This window comes from Nocardiopsis gilva YIM 90087 (assembly GCF_002263495.1).
Lineage (GTDB): Bacteria > Actinomycetota > Actinomycetes > Streptosporangiales > Streptosporangiaceae > Nocardiopsis_C > Nocardiopsis_C gilva.
Genome location: NZ_CP022753.1, coordinates 5875659 through 5894728 on the forward strand (window position 1 = coordinate 5875659; position 19070 = coordinate 5894728).

The 19070-nt window shown below is 69.1% G+C and carries 16 protein-coding genes and 1 pseudogene; 2 read left to right on the forward strand and 15 right to left on the reverse strand.

The window, feature by feature from the left end; all coding sequences use genetic code 11:
* The first annotated feature begins 4 nt into the window (after positions 1-4).
* Positions 5-427 (forward strand): hypothetical protein, encoded by a 423-nt coding sequence (locus CDO52_RS25680; RefSeq protein WP_017618558.1) that lies wholly within the window; start codon positions 5-7, stop codon positions 425-427.
* A 157-nt stretch (positions 428-584) separates the two neighbouring features.
* Positions 585-752, forward strand: a pseudogene (locus tag CDO52_RS25685) (A/G-specific adenine glycosylase); the annotation flags it as partial.
* A gap of 37 nt (positions 753-789) precedes the next feature.
* Here CDO52_RS25685 and CDO52_RS25690 read toward each other — a convergent pair.
* From CDO52_RS25690 to CDO52_RS29335, 15 genes are all read right to left on the reverse strand, one after another.
* Positions 790-1209 (reverse strand): hypothetical protein, encoded by a 420-nt coding sequence (locus CDO52_RS25690; RefSeq protein WP_017618556.1) that lies wholly within the window; start codon positions 1207-1209, stop codon positions 790-792.
* Positions 1206-1481: a ribbon-helix-helix domain-containing protein gene (locus CDO52_RS25695; RefSeq protein ID WP_026125781.1), complete on the reverse strand. Its 276-nt coding sequence runs from the start codon at positions 1479-1481 to the stop codon at positions 1206-1208. Before CDO52_RS25695 ends, CDO52_RS25690 begins: the two co-directional genes overlap by 4 nt.
* A 159-nt stretch (positions 1482-1640) precedes the next feature.
* Positions 1641-4151: an ATP-dependent Clp protease ATP-binding subunit gene (locus tag CDO52_RS25700; protein ID WP_094932762.1), complete on the reverse strand. Its 2511-nt coding sequence runs from the start codon at positions 4149-4151 to the stop codon at positions 1641-1643.
* 505 nt (positions 4152-4656) lie between these two features.
* Positions 4657-4989, reverse strand: coding sequence for a histone-like nucleoid-structuring protein Lsr2 (locus CDO52_RS25705; protein WP_017618553.1), 333 nt, complete (start codon positions 4987-4989; stop codon positions 4657-4659).
* A gap of 221 nt (positions 4990-5210) precedes the next feature.
* Complete coding sequence (locus tag CDO52_RS28970; RefSeq protein ID WP_083919851.1) at positions 5211-5486, reverse strand: hypothetical protein; 276 nt, start codon at positions 5484-5486, stop codon at positions 5211-5213.
* A 938-nt stretch (positions 5487-6424) separates the two neighbouring features.
* The gene (locus CDO52_RS25715; RefSeq protein ID WP_017618552.1) at positions 6425-6949 is read right to left on the reverse strand and encodes an amino-acid N-acetyltransferase; all 525 of its coding nucleotides are present in this window, start codon (positions 6947-6949) and stop codon (positions 6425-6427) included.
* 105 nt (positions 6950-7054) lie between these two features.
* Positions 7055-7360 (reverse strand): LuxR C-terminal-related transcriptional regulator, encoded by a 306-nt coding sequence (locus tag CDO52_RS25720; protein ID WP_026125780.1) that lies wholly within the window; start codon positions 7358-7360, stop codon positions 7055-7057.
* A gap of 656 nt (positions 7361-8016) precedes the next feature.
* A complete protein-coding gene (lysX, locus tag CDO52_RS25725) occupies positions 8017-9513 on the reverse strand; it encodes a bifunctional lysylphosphatidylglycerol synthetase/lysine--tRNA ligase LysX (RefSeq protein WP_017618550.1) in 1497 nt (498 codons plus the stop codon).
* Positions 9514-9589: 76 nt separating this feature from the next.
* The gene (locus CDO52_RS25730; RefSeq protein WP_017618549.1) at positions 9590-10372 is read right to left on the reverse strand and encodes a type III pantothenate kinase; all 783 of its coding nucleotides are present in this window, start codon (positions 10370-10372) and stop codon (positions 9590-9592) included.
* 29 nt (positions 10373-10401) lie between these two features.
* On the reverse strand, positions 10402-12987 hold the full coding sequence (locus tag CDO52_RS25735) for an L-aspartate oxidase (protein ID WP_026125779.1): 2586 nt from the start codon (positions 12985-12987) through the stop codon (positions 10402-10404).
* A 117-nt stretch (positions 12988-13104) separates the two neighbouring features.
* Positions 13105-13980 (reverse strand): pantoate--beta-alanine ligase, encoded by an 876-nt coding sequence (panC, locus tag CDO52_RS25740; RefSeq protein ID WP_017618547.1) that lies wholly within the window; start codon positions 13978-13980, stop codon positions 13105-13107.
* A 45-nt stretch (positions 13981-14025) separates the two neighbouring features.
* Positions 14026-14910 carry a Rossmann-like and DUF2520 domain-containing protein gene (locus CDO52_RS25745; RefSeq protein WP_017618546.1) on the reverse strand — a complete coding sequence of 295 codons (885 nt, stop codon included), beginning with the start codon at positions 14908-14910 and terminating at the stop codon, positions 14026-14028.
* A gap of 451 nt (positions 14911-15361) precedes the next feature.
* Positions 15362-15601: a hypothetical protein gene (locus tag CDO52_RS25750; protein ID WP_017618545.1), complete on the reverse strand. Its 240-nt coding sequence runs from the start codon at positions 15599-15601 to the stop codon at positions 15362-15364.
* Positions 15602-16110: 509 nt separating this feature from the next.
* Positions 16111-16347, reverse strand: coding sequence for a hypothetical protein (locus CDO52_RS25755; protein WP_017618544.1), 237 nt, complete (start codon positions 16345-16347; stop codon positions 16111-16113).
* A 443-nt stretch (positions 16348-16790) separates the two neighbouring features.
* On the reverse strand, positions 16791-19067 hold the full coding sequence (locus CDO52_RS29335; RefSeq protein WP_332459757.1) for a PH domain-containing protein: 2277 nt from the start codon (positions 19065-19067) through the stop codon (positions 16791-16793).
* Between the last annotated feature and the right edge of the window lie 3 nt (positions 19068-19070).

Here is a 19070-nt window from a genome sequence, read left to right on the forward strand (position 1 = left end):
ACGGATGACGATGGGTATATCGCTCTACTACACCGCGCGCCGCCAACACGGGCTCAGCGATTCCGAGCGGGACGCGGTCGAACACGTCCTCACCGAGGCGAACGAGAAACTCGTCGCGCGCCTGAACCGGAATCTCCCGCGTTGGAAGGAAGACGGCACGGTCCCCTCATCTATCGAGGACGCGTCGCAGATCTGTGAAGGGCTCCATCTTCACCTCTCGGACGCCCCCGACGTGATCCTCGACGGCTCCAGCAAGGTTTCCCACGGATCATGCGGGATGGAACCTCTGATGGAGCAGGTGGAGTACTACACCCAGTGCGCCCTTCCGCGGCTCCGACAGGCACTCCCGGGCGCCGCCTGGTGGGTCCACCTCGACGACCACGACCTGACGTGGGACGAGGAGAACGGCGAATACTCACTCTCCTGATAGCCCGTCTTCGGCGGCTCGCTCCCGCTGGGCGCGACGCCTGTCGTGCTCGGCGTCGATTTTGTCCAACCACGCCTGCGCAGCGGCGAGTTCGCTTTCGGTGACCGGGCCGAACTCCTCCTCCAGCCAATCGACCAGCTCGCGGAGGCGTTCGCGAGCCCGCTCCCCCGCCTGCGGCGACTGCCCCATCGCCGACAAGTGCGCCTGGCGGCTGGTCGGCAAGCCCGCCCTGGACGCGGTCTGGGACGAGCCGGTACAACGCGAGCGGGCGCTGGACGCCCTGGTCGACCCTCTCGACGACGGCCGCTACGCGCTGCCAAGTTGATCCTCTACAGCCCCGTCGAGGACCACCTGGCAGCCGCTCATACGTTCCGGACGAGGGTGGTGTCAGGGACCAGTTTCTCCAGATCTCCCACGTCTGAAGTGAGGATCGTTACTTCACCCTTCAGCTGGCGCGCAATGACGGCCAAGACCGCGTCTATGGCGTGTTCGTGGCCGTGGAGCTGGGCGTCCGCGAGTAGGCGGTGGGCCGCTCGGGCTTCTTCCTTGCCGATCGCGACTACCCGGACACGGGAGAGCACCCAATTCCACCGCCCTTCGGTGGTCTTGCCGTCGCACGCCTCGATGAGCGTCATTGGAGAGGTCACCAACTCGACCTCCCTTTGCGCCGCGAGCTTGAACCGTGTGAGCATCCTGCGGTCGCCGCGCACTGCCTGGGAGAGCGCTTCACTGTCGAGTACGTAGATCTGCAGCGGTTTGGTTTTACTACTTCGCTGCTTCACGCAGCGTCTCCACTGTGGTGAGCAGCGGCGCGCCGAGCCTCGTGTTCGGCGTGAAGCTCATCCAGTTCCGCCAGTCCAGCGGCGTATTCGTCCTCGGTAACCGGGCCGTGTTCCTCTTCCAACCAATCGACAAGTTCGACAAGCAGGTCATGGTCCCGCTTCTGACGGACGGCTTCGGTGACGTAGGCCGAGATACCTCGCTCGTCCACCTCACCGCGGATCTCCTCAAGGAGATCCTCAGGGATCGTTATGGTCACTTTCTTCGTTGCCATACTTCTGACCATACTCCCCGCCCACGCCTCCGCGCAGGGGTTCGCCGAATTCGCCGAAAGAACCCAGCACCTCCCCACATACAAAGAGCGGGCCCCACCCTTGAAAGAGTGGGGCCCGCTCCTGTTGGGACGGGATGCGGTTGAGCTGCGACCTTTCGGTTACTCGCTCTTGCCCGCCGCGGTCTCCTCGACCGCCGGGGTGTCGGGGACGGATTCGGGCTTCGGCACACCGTGGAAGGTGAACTTGGCGTCCGTGCCCTCGCCCTCGGCGTCGATGACGATGATCTGGCCGGGCTCGACCTCGCCGTAGAGGATCTTCTCCGAGAGCTGGTCCTCGACCTCGCGCTGGATGGTCCGGCGCAGGGGCCGGGCGCCCAGGACGGGGTCGTAGCCGCGCTCGGCGAGGATCTTCTTGGCCTTCGGCCGGAGCTCCAGGCCCATGTCACGGTCCTTGAGGCGCTCGTCGAGCTGGCTGACCATCAGATCGACGATGCTGATGATCTCATTCTCGGTGAGCTGGTGGAAAACGATGACGTCGTCCACACGGTTCAGGAACTCGGGCCGGAAGTTGCTCTTGAGCTCCTCGCTGACCTTCGCCTTCATCCGGTCGTAGTTGGTCTTGGCGTCGTCCTCCTTGGCGAAGCCCATGGCCGCGCCCTTGGAGATGTCCCGCGTACCGAGGTTCGTCGTCATGATGATGACGGTGTTCTTGAAGTCGATCGTGCGGCCCTGAGCGTCCGTCAGGCGGCCTTCCTCAAGCACCTGCAGCAGCGAGTTGAAGATGTCGTTGTGGGCCTTCTCGATCTCGTCGAAGAGGACCACGGAGAACGGCTTGCGGCGCACCTTCTCGGTGAGCTGGCCGCCCTCCTCGTAGCCGACGTAGCCGGGAGGCGAGCCGAACAGCCGCGAGACGGTGTGCTTCTCCATGAACTCGCTCATGTCGAGCTGGATCAGTGTCTCCTCGTCGCCGAACAGGAACTCGGCGAGCGTCTTGGACAGCTCGGTCTTACCGACACCCGACGGACCGGCGAAGATGAACGAACCACCGGGGCGCTTCGGGTCCTTGAGCCCGGCCCGGGTACGGCGGATCGCCTGGGAGAGCGCCTTGATGGCGTCCTCCTGGCCGATGACCCGCTTGTGCAGCTCGTCCTCCATGCGCAGCAGCCGGGAGCTCTCCTCCTCGGTGAGCTTGAAGACCGGGATGCCGGTGGCGGTGGCCAGGACCTCGGCGACGAGCTCCTCGTTCACCTCGGCGACGACGTCCATGTCGCCGGCCTTCCACTCCTTCTCCCGCTGCGCCTTCTTGTTCAGCAGCTGCTTCTCGTCGTCACGCAGCGACGCCGCCTTCTCGAAGTCCTGCGCGTCGATCGCGGACTCCTTGTCGCGACGGACGTCGGCGATCTTGTCGTCGTACTCGCGCAGGTCCGGCGGCGCGGTCATGCGGCGGATGCGCATGCGCGAGCCGGCCTCGTCGATGAGGTCGATGGCCTTGTCCGGCAGGAAGCGGTCGCTGATGTAGCGATCCGCGAGCTGGGCGGCGGCCACGAGGGCGCTGTCGGTGATGGACACCCGGTGGTGCGCCTCGTAGCGGTCGCGCAGGCCCTTGAGGATCTCGATGGTGTGCGAGATCGTCGGCTCGTCGACCTGGATCGGCTGGAAGCGGCGCTCCAGCGCGGCGTCCTTCTCCAGGTGCTTGCGGTACTCATCGAGCGTGGTGGCGCCGATGGTCTGCAGCTCACCTCGGGCCAGCATCGGCTTGAGGATGGAGGCGGCGTCTATGGCACCTTCCGCCGCGCCCGCGCCGACCAGCGTGTGCAGCTCGTCGATGAACAGGATGATGTCGCCGCGCGTGCGGATCTCCTTGAGCACCTTCTTCAGACGCTCTTCGAAGTCACCGCGGTAGCGGCTGCCGGCGACCAGCGCGCCCAGGTCCAGGGTGTAGAGCTGCTTGTCCTTGAGCGTCTCGGGGATCTCCCCCTTGACGATCTTCTGGGCCAAGCCCTCGACCACGGCGGTCTTACCGACGCCGGGCTCACCGATGAGGACCGGGTTGTTCTTGGTCCGGCGCGACAGCACCTGCATGACGCGCTCGATTTCCTTGTCCCGGCCGATGACCGGGTCGAGCTTGCTCTCGCGCGCGGCCTGCGTCAGGTTCCGGCCGAACTGGTCCAGCACCAGGGAGGTCGACGGCGTGGACTCCGAGGAGGCACCCGTGGCCTGCGGCTCCTTGCCCTGGTAGCCATGCAGCAGCTGGATCACCTGCTGGCGCACGCGGTTGAGGTCGGCACCCAGCTTGACCAGCACCTGGGCAGCCACACCCTCGCCCTCACGGATGAGGCCGAGCAGGATGTGCTCGGTGCCGATGTAGTTGTGCCCGAGCTGCAAGGCCTCCCTGAGGGAGAGCTCCAGGACCTTCTTCGCGCGCGGAGTAAAGGGGATGTGACCGGAGGGAGCCTGTTGACCCTGGCCGATGATCTCCTCGACCTGCTGGCGGACCGCCTCCAGGCTGATTCCCAGGCTCTCCAGGGCCTTCGCGGCGACGCCCTCACCCTCGTGGATGAGGCCGAGCAGGATGTGCTCCGTACCGATGTAGTTGTGGTTGAGCATCCTGGCCTCTTCTTGCGCCAGGACCACCACGCGCCGTGCGCGGTCGGTAAACCTCTCGAACATGTCTCGTCGCTCCTCACAGAGCGGTCCGGCAGGGACGGAAGCTCCGGCCCTCACTTTTCCGCATTCCGGCCCCACCGGGGAGTGAGCCCCTGTGGGGCGCTACCGCACCCGTCCACCAAGCCGTCCGGTCCACCCGGACCGACCCGACAAACACATCCCGCACGGTGGCCGTCCCAGACCATCCGTGCCAGAGACTTTCCCCGACGATAGGGCGTTCACCCTCATCCAACTACCAATCGGGCCTTCAGTGTTCCAAGTACGCCGCAAGCGAACGGCCCGTGCGCCCCCGGATGGCGAGGGCACACGGGCCGTGCTGTGGATACATGCGATGGTTTGCTCTGAGCGAACATCGCCTCGCGGGACTGGACACCGTCGGGGCCGGGTGATCCGGCGTTATTCCCCGTACGGGTCCAGAAGAAGCGCAGTGGAGTCCCGCACTGCCGCGGTGGTCTCCCCGCGGCCGTGCACCACGACGCGATGCACGCCACGCCCGCATCGCGTGTGATCAGCGCTGGGCGGCCTCGTACTCGGCGACGATCGCGGCCGGAATGCGGCCCCGCTCGTTCACCTGCTTGCCGGCGGCCTTCGCCCACGCGCGGATCTCCGCGCTGCGCTCGCGGCTGGGGGCGCTGCGCTGCTGCTTGCGCCCGCGGCCGGCCTTCGCCGGAGCCTTGCGTGCGGCATCGACGTACGGGGCGATCGCTTCACGCAGCTTTGACGCGTTGTCGGCGCTGAGGTCGATTTCGTAGTTAGTACCGTCGACCCCGAACGCAACGGTCTCCTCTGCCTCGCCGCCGTCGAGATCGTCGACGAGAAGCACCTGAACCTTTTGTGCCATAGATACAAACCTTTCAAGAGTGCGGTGCGACGGCACCTTAATATAAAGCTATCTGGATAGCAGCCAGAAGACAATTCTCGGCGCGGCACAAATCGCGCGGTCCGTGCCAGAGAGCCTCCACAGCGAAAAGCTCGGTACGACGCCCGATACCGCTGCCGCACCCCTGAGCGGGCGACAGCGGTTAACGCGGGGGCGCTGCCCCCATTCCCATACGTTGTCGGTTAGCGGTCAGCGGCGTCGGGACGGTCGGCGGGAACTTCCGAAGAAGACCCGTCCGCACCCTTTGCCCCGTCTTCTACCGCAACGGTGGTACTCCCCGCCGGAGTCGCGGTTGTGGCGTCGCCTTGCGTGGAACCCGTTGCGTCGTCGACTTCACTGACGAGCCGCCCATCCGACGTTCTCGGGGCCATCTCCTTACGGAGCAGCTTAACGACGAACGTACAGAAGACCGCCGCGACAACAGCAGGGGGGATCAGCGCCGACAAAATATCACCCATCGAGCGCACTCCCCTTCCTTGTCGTTACCTTATGCAGCAATTACCCCACGGAGGGGCGTGTTCGGGTCACACGGACGCTCCGACGGCGTCCCCAACCCGGCGCGAAGGGGGACTCCGACATCATAGACACCTTCCGCCCCTTTCCAAGACCCCTACGTGCGAGGAAGCCGGGTTGTCGGCCCGGGCACCGGTAGGGGACGCAATAAGAGGCACGGCGTCCCGGCGACTTCGCGGTCTCCCATATGCGTGGGGGTTCGCGACCGAATCACCGGCGAACTGACAACGCTTCGTAGCCACATGCGAGCGGAATCACCCCCAAGAGGGTGGGGGATATGAAACCGGCGTCACTGAGCCAGCCCGGAGCGTCCGGAAGGAAGCCTCCCGCGACCTCTCGATCACAATCCATAGATTACCTGCCTCTATACCCCACTCTCACCCCGGTCGACGTGAACGCGCAAACGACCTCGGCAAGTTGTGGGATCGTGACTCTGGCGGTACCTAACGGGACACCATCTAAGAAGAGCGTAAGTCCCAACGGCACGCTACAAGAGGACTTTGGGAGGTCCGACCCCAGGGTTGAGACCTGATCTGCATATTCACACCAAGTACTCACGGGCTCGCTGTGGGATTCCGGTCATGAACGTCCAGTCCCATGGGGCCCCCGTACTGGCATTGACCTGCCCGGCGCCGGTGATTTCACTCACGCCCGCCCGGTATGGGGATCTGCGCGCCAATCTGCCCCGCGCCGCGCCCGCTCGTTCCGGACCGGGACGAAATCGACGCAAGGAACCTGCGCACCCTCCCCACCAGTTGTCAGAAACCACCGGGATTCATGCTCACTGTGGAGAAACCCACCGCCGATAAACGGAACGGACGTACCCGAAGTCGCCCGTGTTTTGATCTATGCCCCGGCTCCCGCCACTACGGGGTATCGCGGCTCACTCCTCCAGATACACGAGCATCCGGGTGTTGCCGAGCGTGTTGGGTTTGACCCGCTCAAGGTCGAGGAATTCGGCTACGCCTTCGTCGTACGAGCGCAGCAGCTCCTCGTAGACGCGCGGGGAGACCGGTGTGCCCTGGATGGGCATGAAGCCGTGCTGGCCGAAGAAATCGGTCTCGAAGGTGAGGCAGAAGACCCGGCGCACCCCGACCTCGCGGGCGTGCTCCAGGAGCTCGCTGACGATGCGGTGGCCGACCCCGTGCCCCTGGAGGGCCGGATCGACCGCGACGGTGCGCACCTCCGCGAGGTCCTCCCACAGCACGTGCAGCGCACCGCAGCCGACGACGGTCCGCCGGTCGCCGTCGTCGGCCTCGGCCACCCAGAATTCCTGGATGTCCTCATACAGGTTGACCGTGCTCTTGGAGAGGACACGGCGTTCCCCGCTGAACATGTCCATGAGCCGGCGGATGTGGACGACGTCTCGTGTCCGCGCGCGGCGGATGGTGACCTGCGTTATCGGCATGACCGAATCAGACTACCCACCCGCGTCGCCCGGACGCGGGCCGCCATCACGGAAGTCCCACCCGGGTTTGGCCCCGGGCGGGACTTCCCACGGTTCGGTGGCCTGTTAGATCAACTGCTTACGGGCGGCCCACACCACCGCTTCGATCGGGGTGTTGACGCCCAGTTGGTCGCATATGGCCCGGAGCCGACGGCGCAGGGTGCGCGCGCTGAGTTCGAGACGCCGCGCGGCGACGTCCGTGGTCACGCCGGTGGCGATCTCCGCCAGCAGCTGGAGCTCATCGTCGGTCAGTTCGACCGGCACGCTCGGCCCGCCTTCGCGCGAGGGCGCGGGGGCCGGCACCATTGTCTCGCCGAACGGCGGGACACCGGGATCCTTTACGGCACGACGTACGAGTGTGGCCTGTTCCACTCCGTCCTCCCTCATCCATGGTGAGTGCGGAACAACAACTCGTCGCCGCAGGAACCTTGGGTGAGGTGAGGTACGAACCTCCGGACATATGCGCTCGGGCGCTGATGCGGACCGACGGCAGGTCACCGGGATACTCGTTCCCCTGGCACAGAAACGAGAAGTCGGTGTGGGCCATGATCCGCGGACCCGATGACCGCGGTCTGGGACGGACAGACCGGGCGAGTGCACACACGGCGAGGGATGGGCGAACCTGCCGGAGCCGTGCTCAGCCATCCTCACTCGCCGTCACCTCAGATCCACTACGGCAAACAGGCGGAAAATCTCCGCTCGCTTCGAAACGCTAAGCGGCCGGGAACAGGGCGTCAAGGTCGAATATATTACTCAGAGTAAATATAAACAGACGTTCCGTGACGTCCATAGAGAACAAGAACCTACGAAGTCGGCAGTGACCTGCGAAAATAATCTTCGGCTCAGACAGACCGCACGGACAGTGATCTACCGAAGAGTATTCCGAAAGTGACCATGAAGACAGTGCTATGGCCTGGGGCTTTACACAATGACCAAATATCACGATCCCGCAACGCGAACCGCGCGAGCTCGGAGGTCATCTCACTGCAGGGTCGTCGATCCCGAGCGGCGGGGACGGCCCTGTGCCATCACTCCGGCTTGACCAGCGGGAAGAGCACGGTCTCCCGGATGTTCTTGCCGGTGAACGCCATGAGCAGGCGGTCGATGCCCATGCCCACGCCACCCGACGGCGGCATACCGTACTCCAGCGCACGCAGGAAGTCCTCGTCCAGCTGCATCGCCTCGGCGTCACCGCCCGCTGCCAGCAGCGACTGCTCAGTGAGGCGGCGGCGCTGCTCGACCGGGTCGACCAGCTCGGAGTATCCGGTCCCCAGCTCCATGCCGAACCCGATGAGGTCCCACTTCTCGGTGAGCAGCGGGTCCTCCCGGTGCACCCGGGTCAGCGGGCTCGTCTCCATCGGGTAGTCGCGAACGAAGGTTGGCCGCACCAGCGTGTGCTCGACCAGCTCCTCGAAGAGGTGCTCGACCAGCTTGCCCTGGCCCCAGTCCGGGCTCCACTCCACCCCGCGGGCGTCGGCGTACTTGCGCACCGTGTCGATCGACGTCCGCGGCGTGATCTCCTCGCCCAGCGCCTCTGACACCGCGCCGAAGAGGGTGACCGACGGCCACTCGCCGCCCAGGTCGAACTCCTCGCCGTCGCGCTCCACGACCAGCGAGCCGAAGGCCGACCGGGCCGCATCCTGGATCAGCGTCCGCGTGATGTCGGCCATCACGTTGTAGTCGGCGTAGGCCTGGTAGAACTCCAGCATCGTGAACTCGGGGTTGTGCGTGGAGTCCGCGCCCTCGTTCCGGAAGTTGCGGTTGATCTCGAAGACCTTCTCCATGCCGCCGACCGCGAGCCGCTTGAGGTAGAGCTCGGGCGCGATGCGCAGGTAGAGGTCGAGGTCGTAGGCGTTGATGTGCGTGGTGAACGGACGCGCCGTGGCACCGCCGTGCACCGGCTGCAGCATCGGGGTCTCGACCTCGATGTAGCCGAAGTCGTCCAGGGTGGACCGCAGCGAGCGGATCGCGGCCGAGCGGCGGCGCACCATCTCCCGCGACTCGGGGTTCACGATGAGGTCGACGTAGCGCTGGCGGACGCGGGCCTCCGGGTCGGTCAGCCCCTTGTGCTTCTCCGGCAGCGGGCGCAGGCACTTGGCGGTCAGCCGCCACGCGTCGACCATGATCGACAGCTCGCCGCGCCGCGACGTGATGACCTCGCCCTCAACACCGACGTGGTCGCCGAGGTCGATGTCGCCCTTCCAGGCGGCCAGCGACTCCGCGCCCAGCTTGTCCAGGGACATCATCACCTGGATGTCGCCGGACTCGTCGCGCAGCGTGGCGAAGCAGAGCTTGCCCCCGGTGCGGTAGAGCATGACCCGGCCGGTGATCCCGACGCGCTCGCCCGTCGCCGTGTCGGGCTCCAGGCCCTCGTGTTTCTCCCGAATCTCGCCAATGCTGGTGGTCCGGGGAAACCCGACGGGGAAGGGGTCGACCCCTTCGCCCCGCAGACGGTCCAGCTTCTCGCGCCGGACCCGCATCTGTTCGGGCAGCTCGTCGTAGGATTCGTCCAGCACATCACTCACAGGCCCGATCCTATCGGCCCGATCCGGGTGCCCGGAGCGTGCGGCGAAAGCGATCGACGGCGATCGAGGGCACCGATCACCCGACGTTACGAGCGAACACGAGACGCAGCCCCACCAGGGTCAGCCAGGGTTCGTGGACGTCCACGGTCTCGCACTCTTCCACCACCAGCGGGGCCAGGCCGCCGGTGGCCACCACCGTCACCTCGTCGACGTCGTCGGTCAGGTCCTGGGCCATGCGGTCGACGATCCCGTCGACCTGCCCGGAGAAACCGAAGATGATGCCCGAGCGCAGCGCCTCGGTGGTGTTCTTGGCGATGACGGAGCGCGGCTTGACGATCTCCACCATGTGCAGCTGCGCGCCGCGCTGCGAGAGCGCCTCCACCGAGATGTCGATCCCCGGGGCGATGGCCCCGCCGACGTACTCGCCCTTCACGCTCACCGCGTCGAACGTGGTGGCGGTGCCGAAGTCCACGACGACGCAGGGGCCGCCGTAGAGCTGCACGGCGGCGAGCGCGTTGATGATGCGGTCGCTGCCGACCTCCTTGGGGTTGTCCATCCGGACCGGGATGCCCGTCTTCACCCCCGGCTCGACGATGACCGCCGGGACGTCGCCGAACTGCCGCCGGAACATCTCGCGCATCTCGTGCTGCACCGTGGGCACCGAGCAGCACATCGCGATCCCGTCGATGTCGCCCACGCTGTGCAGCTCACTGGCGTCCACAAGGCCTCGCAGCACGACCGACCACTCATCGGCGGTGCGACGGGCCTCCGTCCCCACGCGCCAGTGCTCCATCAGGTCGTCCCCGTCGAAGAGACCGAGGACGGTGTGCGAGTTGCCGACGTCGATAGCGAGCAGCATCTGGGCCTTATCCGAGGTTGTGAGGTGGGTCAGTGGCTCTCACGCAGATCGAGCGCGATGTCCAGCGCCGGACTGGAATGTGTGAGGGCACCCACCGCAAGATAGTCCACACCGGTCTCCGCCACCTGGGAAGCGACAGAAAGAGTCAAACCTCCGCTGGATTCGAGCCGGGCGCGGCCCTTCACGAGGGCGACGGCCTCGCGCAGCTGTGCCACCGAGAAGTTGTCCAGCAGGATCTCCTCGGCTCCGGCCTCCAGCGCCGCCTCGATCTGGTCGATCCGGTCGACCTCGACCTCCAGCGGCACGTCGGGGTGGGCGGACCGAACGGCGCGCACCGCCTCAGCCACCCCGCCCGCGGCCAGCACGTGGTTGTCCTTGATCAGAGCGGCGTCGCACAGCCCGAAGCGGTGGTTGACGCCGCCACCGCAGCGCACCGCGTACTTCTCCACGGCGCGCAGGCCGAGGTGGGTCTTGCGGCTGTCGCGGATCCGCGCTCCGGTCCCGGCCACGGCGTCCACCCAGGCGCGGGTGGCCGTGGCGACACCGGACAGGTGGGTGAGCAGGTTGAGCGCGGTGCGCTCGGCGGTGAGGAGGTGGCGGGTGCGCGCGGTAACGGTCATCAGGACGTCGCCGCAGCGGACCCGGTCGCCGTCGGCCGCGTGCCGCTCCACCTCCATGACCCCGTCGGTGACCATCCAGAAGACGGCCTCAGCCAGCGGGAGCCCGGCCACCACCCCGTCGGCGCGGGCCACGACATCGGCGGTGCGGATCTGGGCGGCGGGGATGGTGGCGTCGGTGGTGACGTCGGTGCCGATCCCCTCACGGTCCAGGTCCTCGTCGAGGGCGGTGGCGATCAGCCGCTCGACGGCCGCCGCTCCGAGACCGCGGACGTCGCCCTTGGTCACCTCGGCGAGCTCCGCGGCGAGGTGCTCGGGAAGCCGCGCCGCCCCTCGCGACCGGTCCACGGACATGGCGTTCCCTCCGATCCGGACCGCGACGTTCGTCGGCCCCGTGTGCGCCACCGGGCTGCGGCGTGCGGGCAGCCGCCGGGCACGGTGCAGAGCGGCGACGGTGAGCGTACGCGCCACCGTCAGCAGGTTGGCGGCCTCCCACGCCGGGGTGCCGGGTTCGGCACCGGCGTTGGCGGGATCCCCCGCCAGCGCGTCGAGTTCGCGCAGCGCGCGCTCCAACCCCGCCGCGTCGCGGACGACGCCCACGTGGCGGGACATCGCGGCGCGGATGCGCGGGACGACGGTCGGCGAGACCAGGCCCGACGGCGGGTCCGCGTCCGGCACGTCCTCCACGGCGGGGCTGGACGCCGAGACCGGAACGGGCTTAGCGCGCCCGGCGAGCCGGTCGGCGACGCGGTGGGCGAACACGACGCTCTCCAGCAGGGAGTTGGAGGCCAGGCGGTTGGCGCCGTGCACTCCCGTGCAGGCGACCTCGCCGACGGCGTACAGCCCCGGGACGTCGGTGGCCCCGCCCAGGTCCGTGGTGAGCCCGCCCGAGGCGTAGTGGGCGGCGGGCGCCACCGGGATCAGGTCGGTGACCGGGTCGATGCCGTGCTTGCGGCAGGAGGCCAGGATGGTCGGGAAGCGCTCCTCCCACATCCGCGCGCCGAAGTGCCGGGCGTCGAGGAAGACGTGGTCGGTGCCGGTCGCGGCCATGGCCTCGGCGATGCCCTGGGCGACGACGTCGCGCGGGGCGAGGTCGGTGAGCTCGTGCCGGTCGCGCATGAAGCGGCGGCCCTCGGCGTCGACGAGGAAGGCGCCTTCGCCGCGCACCGCCTCGGAGATGAGCGGCTGCTGGCCGCGCGCGTCGGCCCCCAGCCACAGCACGGTGGGGTGGAACTGGACGAACTCCAGGTCACGGGCGCTCGCCCCGGCGCGCAGGCCGAGTGCCACGCCATCGCCGGTGGAGACTTCGGGGTTGGTGGTGGAGGCGAAGACCTGCCCGATGCCGCCGGTGGCCAGCACGACGGCCCCGGCGTGCACGGCACCCACGCCGTCGCGTTCGCCCTCGCCCATGACGTGCACGGTGACGCCGCGCACGGTCCCCTCAGCCCCCGTGTCGAGCAGCAGGTCGGGGACGAAGGCGTGCTCGATGAGTTCGACGCGCGGTTCGGCCTTGACGGCGTCGCTCAGCGCCCGCTGGATCTCGGCGCCGGTGGCGTCGCCCCCGGCGTGGGCGATGCGGCGGGCGCGGTGGCCGCCCTCCCGGGTCAGGGCGAGTTCTCCGGCCGTGGTGCGGTCGAAGGAGGTGCCGCGGTCGATCAGCCAGTGCAGCGCGTCCGGGCCCTCGGTGACCAGGGTCCGCACTGCTTCCGGAGCGCACAGCTCGCGCCCGGCGATCACGGTGTCGACCATGTGCGCGACCGGCGCGTCGGACGGGTCGATCACGGCGGCGATCCCGCCCTGGGCCCAGCGCGTGGAGCCCGTGGAGAGGACGTCCTTGGTGACGAGGACGACCCGGCCCGTCGGGTCGCGCTCGACGTAGCGCAGCGCGGTGCTCAGCCCGGCGATGCCGGATCCGACGATGACCACGTCGGCCTCGACGGACCAGCCGGGCGCCGGCGCCGTGAGCCGACGGGGCAGCGGCGCCTGTCTCTCGCTCACCCGTGTGACCTCCTTGATGTCCACTTCGTTCGGCTCCGGGGCACACGGTGCGGCCCGGGAGACCGGGGCCGTCGGCCGTGCCGCGCCCTGCGGGCCCCGAGAGGGGCACGCCTGTGCTCAGAGCGTGAGCGGCACGTTGTCGATCAGCCGGGTCTTGCCGACCCATGCGGCCACGGCGAGCACGGCCTCGCCCCGGAAGTCGTTGGGGACTTCACCGAACGTGTGCGCGTCGACCAGGGCGAGGTAGTCCACGGCGACCGGAGGGGTCGCCAGGGCCGCCTCGTCCAGAACGGCGCGAGCTGCGCTGAGGATACCGACCGGCCCGGTCACGGACGCGTCCGCCCCGGACAGCAGAGCGCGGGACAGCGCCAGCGCGGTGGTGCGCTCCTCGGGGCTGAGGTAGACGTTGCGGCTGGACGTGGCCAGGCCGTCGGCGTCGCGGACGGTCGGCGCGCCCATGACGGTGATGGGCATGCACAGGTCGCGGACCATGCGGCGGACCACGGACAGCTGCTGGGCGTCCTTCTGGCCGAAGATGGCGACGTCCGGGCGGACCAGGTTGAACAGCTTGTTGACCACGGTGAGCACGCCCTCGAAGAACCCGGGACGGAACTCGCCCTCCAGCACCCGGCCCATCCTTCCCGGGCTGACCGTGACCATCTGCTCGCCCGGGTACATCACCTCGACCGGCGGGGCGAAGACCACGTCGACGCCGTCCTCCGCGCAGATCGCGAGGTCGTCGTCGAGCGTGCGCGGGTAGCGGTCGTAGTCCTCGTTCGGCCCGAACTGCAGGGGGTTGACGAAGATGCTGACCACCACGGTGTCGGCGTGGTCGCGCGCGGCCGCGATCAGGCTGCGGTGTCCGCTGTGCAGCGCCCCCATCGTGGGCACCAGCGCGACGCGGCCGAGGTTCGCGCGGAGCCGGTCCAGCTCCTCGGGCGTACGGGCGACGGCCGGGGCGGTGCGGGGAGGAGTGGTTGCCGGTTTGGTCATCTCAGGTGTCCTCAATGGTTCGGGGCGGGGTGGCGAGGTGGCGGCTCACGCCTGGAGGACGTCCAGCAGGCGTTCGGCGTCGTGCGGCTTGAGCAGTCCGGCGTCCATGGCGCGGTCGGCGGTGAGGCGGGCCAGCGCCACGTAGCTCGCGACGCTCTCGGGCGCGTGGACGCGCAGTTCGGCGATGTGGGCGGCGACGGTCTCCGAGTCACCGCGCAGTACGGGGCCGCTGAGCCCGTCGATCCCGAGCCGCAGGGCGTTGTCGAGCGCGGCTCCCAGCAGGGGCCCGAGCATACGACCGGGCTGCTCCACTCCGGCCGTGGTGAGGAGCGCGGCGCTTTCGGCCACCAGGGTGACCAAGTGGTTGGCGCCGCCGGCCAGGGCCGCGTGGTACAGCGTGCGGTGCTCCTCGGCGATCCACACCGGCTCGGCTCCCATTTCCACGACGAGCGCCTCGGCGATGGGACGCAGGGCGTCGGGGGCGGTGACGCCGAAGGTGCAGGTGGCCAGGCGGGGCAGGTCTTCGTCGCGGCCGGTGAACGTCATGACCGGGTGCAGGGCCAGTGGCAGGGCGCCCTTGGCGGTGGCGTCGTCCAGGACGCCGTAGCCGTGGGCGCCACTGGTGTGCACGAGGAGTCGGCCCTGGACATCGGTGCCGGTCTCGACGAGACCGCGCACGAGGGGACGCAGGGCGTCGTCGGGAACCGTCAGCAGCACCAGGTCGCAGGAGGCGACGACCTCGGCCGGTTCACAGATGCGCGCGTTGGGCAGCCGCTGCTCGACACGGTCGCGCGAGGCGGCGGAGACCGCCGACGCCGCCGCGACCGTGTGCCCGGCGCGCTCCAGGGCGGCACCGACCACCGACCCGACGCGGCCGGGGCCGATCACCCCGACCGTGAGCCGGGCGGGTCGCTGCTGTGTGGTGTCCATCGGATCGCTGCCCCTCGTTCCAGTCCACGGGCGGGTACCGGACGTCGTGCGCACAGCCTACTGTCCGTAGTGGATCCCCAGCACGCTGCCCTACCTGGGGCCGGACGTGCGACGACACGAGAAATTGGGCCGACGCCGACGAAACGGCCATTGGCTCGTGGAGCACCGAGTGGACCGGGAGCCCCCAGCGTCTGCTGCGCGGCCCCGGACGCAATCCCCGGATGATCGCCGGCACAGGCGGGATTCTGCCCGCTTCGTCCCGCCGGAGACTGTGCACATCGTTCGAAAACGCGAACGGCGCCGACTCCGGGGGATGAGGAGTCGGCGCCGGATACCCGGCCGCGGTGCGCATCCACGGTCGAGCCTGGGCTTGAGGGGGTTCGTGGTGTCCGGTCGCGTGCGCAGCGCTACCCACGCGGCCGAACATGCCAGGCGGCGATGTGCCGTCCTGCTAGCCGTTGGCCGCGACCACGCCGACGATGGGCACGCCGGTGACGATGCCGGCGGCCGGGGTCGAGGAGGCGGCGGAGGCGCTGGCGCCGCTGGTGGCGGCCGCAACGCTGCCGGCACCGGTGGCCACCCCGGGAACGACGACGGTGCCGGCGGTAACGGCGTGGGCCGGGGCGGCGGAGAGGAGGACACCCGCGGAGGCGGCGATGACGGCACCGGTGGCGATGGACTTCTTCAGCACTGCATGACTCCTTGTACAGACCGGCCCGGGGGAACCGACCGGCCATCGGGGGGTGACTACGTGAGCACTTTCCGTGCCCACATGTCATTTAGCCAGACACCGCCGCCTTCGCGCAGCGGATGACCTCGAACAATGACGTGGAGGAACGATCCATCCACTTAATGTGAGTCGACTTATCCGGATTTTGCGTACGGAACTTCTGTGACTCGTGGGGTTAGTGTGACGCGCGACACACCAGATTCGGACAATTCTGCGCGTCACCTAACCGACGTTTCAGTTCGAACAGTTCCGACCGCGCCCCAGGTGGGGCAGAACCCCGCAGAGCGACGGGGAGCACAGGGAGAGCAAGGGAGGCCAAAGCCGAGCCACCGGCCTCCGCCCGAAACCCGGAGAACCACGACAGCAACAGGACAACAAAAAAGAGGACCGGAGCCGCCCTGGGGGGAAGGACGGCGCCGATCCTCTGGCGCTGGGTCGCGTGCGCGTTGCCGCGCACGCGACCGCACCGACTAGTTCTGGTAGCTCTTCGCGTTGCCCTTGCAGAAGGCGTTGGCGTGAGCGGCGATGTTGAGGATGTTGTTGCCGCAGATGCTGGTGTTGACGGCCACCGGGATCTGGGTCTGGCTGCCGCCGGCGATGCTGGCGTCACCGGAGGTGGAGCTGCCCGAAGCGTGAGCGGGGGCACCGGTCAGCAGAACGCCAGCGGCGGCAGCGGCGACGGCGGCGGTGGCGAAGGTCTTCTTCATCACTCTTGGATCTCCTCATTCAACCGGGCGACCCCAGCCACCCGGAAAGTTTGCTTTGCGTGGGTCCGTGAACACGTGGTGTGTTCGATCTCCATGTAGCCACAGTTCGCCGGGTCACAGCAGCAAAATTCGGAACATGAGTAACAGGCGGTCGTCTTTCATTGACCAGGAGTAAGCCCACAAATCGCGACATGGCGACAGGAAACACAGCAACACACGGCACCTCACGTGACACAGATCACACTTTCGGCGCGACGTGTCGGGGGCTTTTCGGCTGCGGACACACCACCAGGGAAGGCCACTTCCGCACCGCGGCAGGGGCCGAGGCAGGCCGCTCAGCCTGCCGTCAAGGCCACGCAGCGGCGGAGTACCCCGCCAGCTGACGTACTTCTCCCCCACCCCAGGTCACTTCACACCCGCGAATCACACCCGAATAACGGGGATCACGAGACGGGACCGCGCCCCTCACCGCGCGTGGCCCAGCGCTCCGGGCCGGCCGTAGTCGTCCGCGCCGCGTGCCCGCGTTCGGCGACAGCGTCGACCACGCGGCGCGCCTCGGCCAGGTCGCGGCCGACCGCACGGGCCCGGATCGGGCCGGGAGGCGTGTCCGCGTCCACGTCGGCGACGCCCCGCCGACGGCTGATCGGACCGGCCGTCAGCCGGATGCTCTGCACCCTCGCAAGGGGGACGATCTCCGTCACCCGGCACAGGAGCCCCCGACGGCTGACGAAGAGGCGGTCGTCGAGGCCCAGCGCGTCATGCGCGGACCCACCGCGCCGGGCGGGGCGCAGCGCGACCCGCGCCGCGTCCGCCCCCGGGAAGACCTCGCCGACGAGCGCGTAGGCCACCCCACGCGGCACCACCGGAAGGAGCGTCGAGGAGTCCATCTGCCGCTCGCCCACGTACCCGGCGACGTTGGCGTCCACCCGGGCGACGCCCAGCGCCCGCCACAGCAGCGGCTCGACGATCTGGACCGCCTGCACCCGCCCCGGCGGCACCGTCTGCATGCGCGCCTGGAAGATCCCGTAGCGCAGCCGCAGCCCGTCCGGCGAGCGTGAGGCGTAGAAGTCCGTGTAGCGCAGCAGTGGGCCGATGAAGCCCTGCATCAGACCGAGCAGGAGCGGGACCGCGGCGCCCAGCACCCCCGGCTCGCCGCTGGAGATCCCCGCGACCATCAGCACGAGGAAGAGCACGAACGCACCCAGCACCGGCAGCCGGAAGGCCAGCGCGCCGAGCAGCAGCCCGAACGGGAGGCGGTACAGCGGCCACTCGGGCGCCTCTGGGGTCGTCCCGGACAGCCCCGCTGCGTGGGCCAGCAGTGACGCACGCAGCCGCTCGGCCGTCCTCCGGCTCAGGTAGCGCAGCCGGACGCAGCTGGCGTCGCCTCCGGCCAGTTCGATCCGCAGCTCCGCCAAGCCGAGGATCTGCATCAGCAGGGGGCGCACGACGTCGACCGCCTGCAGGCGGCTCAGCGGAACCTCGCGCGAGCCCCGCCGGACCACCCCGCTGTGCACGACGAGGTGGTCGTCCCGCAGCCCGAAGGAGGAGTTCCACCAGGACAGCAGGGCGTAGACGGTGGTGCCGAGAGCGACGGCGAGCGTGCTCAGCAGCAGCCAGCCGGGCCCGAAACCGATCAGCAGCGGGCCCGGCACCGCGATGAAGACCAGGGAGACCAGCAGCACCTGGAACGGCACGGTCGCCCAGTGCGGCTGGTGAGATCCGCGGGTGACGTCGTCGTCCTCGACCTCCTGCGGCGCCCGTGCCGGGGCGGGCGGCGGCGGAGGCCGATGCGCCGCACCGTTCGCCGGAGCGGGAGCCATGGGAGGCAGGAAGCGCACGTTCCCGCCGTGGGAGGCCCCGGGAGGTGCGGGCGCGGTGCCGAGCGGCCGGTGCGGGCCCGGTGCGGGTGCCCCGGAGGGCGCGTGCATGTGCCCACCCGCGCCGTATCCCGGCCGGTGGCCGGGCGGTCGCGGGCCCTGGACCGGGTAGCCCGGGGGCACCGGGACCGCACCGCCGTTGGCCGGATCGTGCGCCGACGGGTACCCCGACGGCCCCGGTGGACGCGCACCCGACCCCGGATGGGGGCGCGCCGCGTACGGGCCTACCCGGGGCGCGGCAGGGACGGAGGTAGCGGGGGGCAGCACGGGCGGCGAGAACCGGGGGCGCCCCCGGCGGGAAGCCGCGGCGCCGCTGTCCGGTCCATGGTGCGCGGCAGGCCCGTCAGCCAGCGCGTCGCGGGCCGTGTCGGGTGCGACCGGAGACTCGTGCTCCGGCTCCGCGCTCACCCTCGACCACAGCGGCGTGACCGGCCCCGGCCCCTCCTCGCGTGACCGCACGGGACGGTCGGCCGCGGCACCGTCGGCCCCCTCGGGACGCTGCGGCGCGAGCGCGGCCTCCCCTGTCTCCGGGACGGACGGTTGGTCGGCGTGGTCGCCATCCCCAGGGAGCGGCGGCGCCACCTGCTCGGTGAAGTTCGCGTCGGTGGGTGCGGTCACCTCCCGCAGAGCGGGCAGGTCTGAGGGCCCGGCGGTCTCGGCGAAGAGCCAGTCGTCCTCGGTCCCCTCGGCCTCGTCGGACCGCGCCACGTCGCGGCCGGGTCCGGGGTGCTCGAACTGCGGATACCCCCGTTGCTCCGCCCCGTTATCGGCACCGGGGGTCGGCCGACCATCGGCCGCACCCTCGGCGGGGTCGGGGCGCTGTTCCCGATCGGCTTCGCTCACGCG

Coding starts and splice junctions, on each gene's coding strand:
- CDO52_RS25755 (WP_017618544.1), bottom strand. CDS start 16,347: ATGAAGAAGACCTTCGCCACCGCCGCCGTCGCCGCTGCCGCCGCTGGC.
- CDO52_RS25715 (WP_017618552.1), bottom strand. CDS start 6,949: ATGCCGATAACGCAGGTCACCATCCGCCGCGCGCGGACACGAGACGTC.
- CDO52_RS25705 (WP_017618553.1), bottom strand. CDS start 4,989: ATGGCACAAAAGGTTCAGGTGCTTCTCGTCGACGATCTCGACGGCGGC.
- CDO52_RS28970 (WP_083919851.1), bottom strand. CDS start 5,486: ATGGGTGATATTTTGTCGGCGCTGATCCCCCCTGCTGTTGTCGCGGCG.
- panC (WP_017618547.1), bottom strand. CDS start 13,980: ATGACCAAACCGGCAACCACTCCTCCCCGCACCGCCCCGGCCGTCGCC.
- CDO52_RS25680 (WP_017618558.1), top strand. CDS start 5: ATGACGATGGGTATATCGCTCTACTACACCGCGCGCCGCCAACACGGG.
- CDO52_RS25700 (WP_094932762.1), bottom strand. CDS start 4,151: ATGTTCGAGAGGTTTACCGACCGCGCACGGCGCGTGGTGGTCCTGGCG.
- CDO52_RS25745 (WP_017618546.1), bottom strand. CDS start 14,910: ATGGACACCACACAGCAGCGACCCGCCCGGCTCACGGTCGGGGTGATC.
- CDO52_RS25695 (WP_026125781.1), bottom strand. CDS start 1,481: ATGGCAACGAAGAAAGTGACCATAACGATCCCTGAGGATCTCCTTGAG.
- CDO52_RS25730 (WP_017618549.1), bottom strand. CDS start 10,372: ATGCTGCTCGCTATCGACGTCGGCAACTCGCACACCGTCCTCGGTCTC.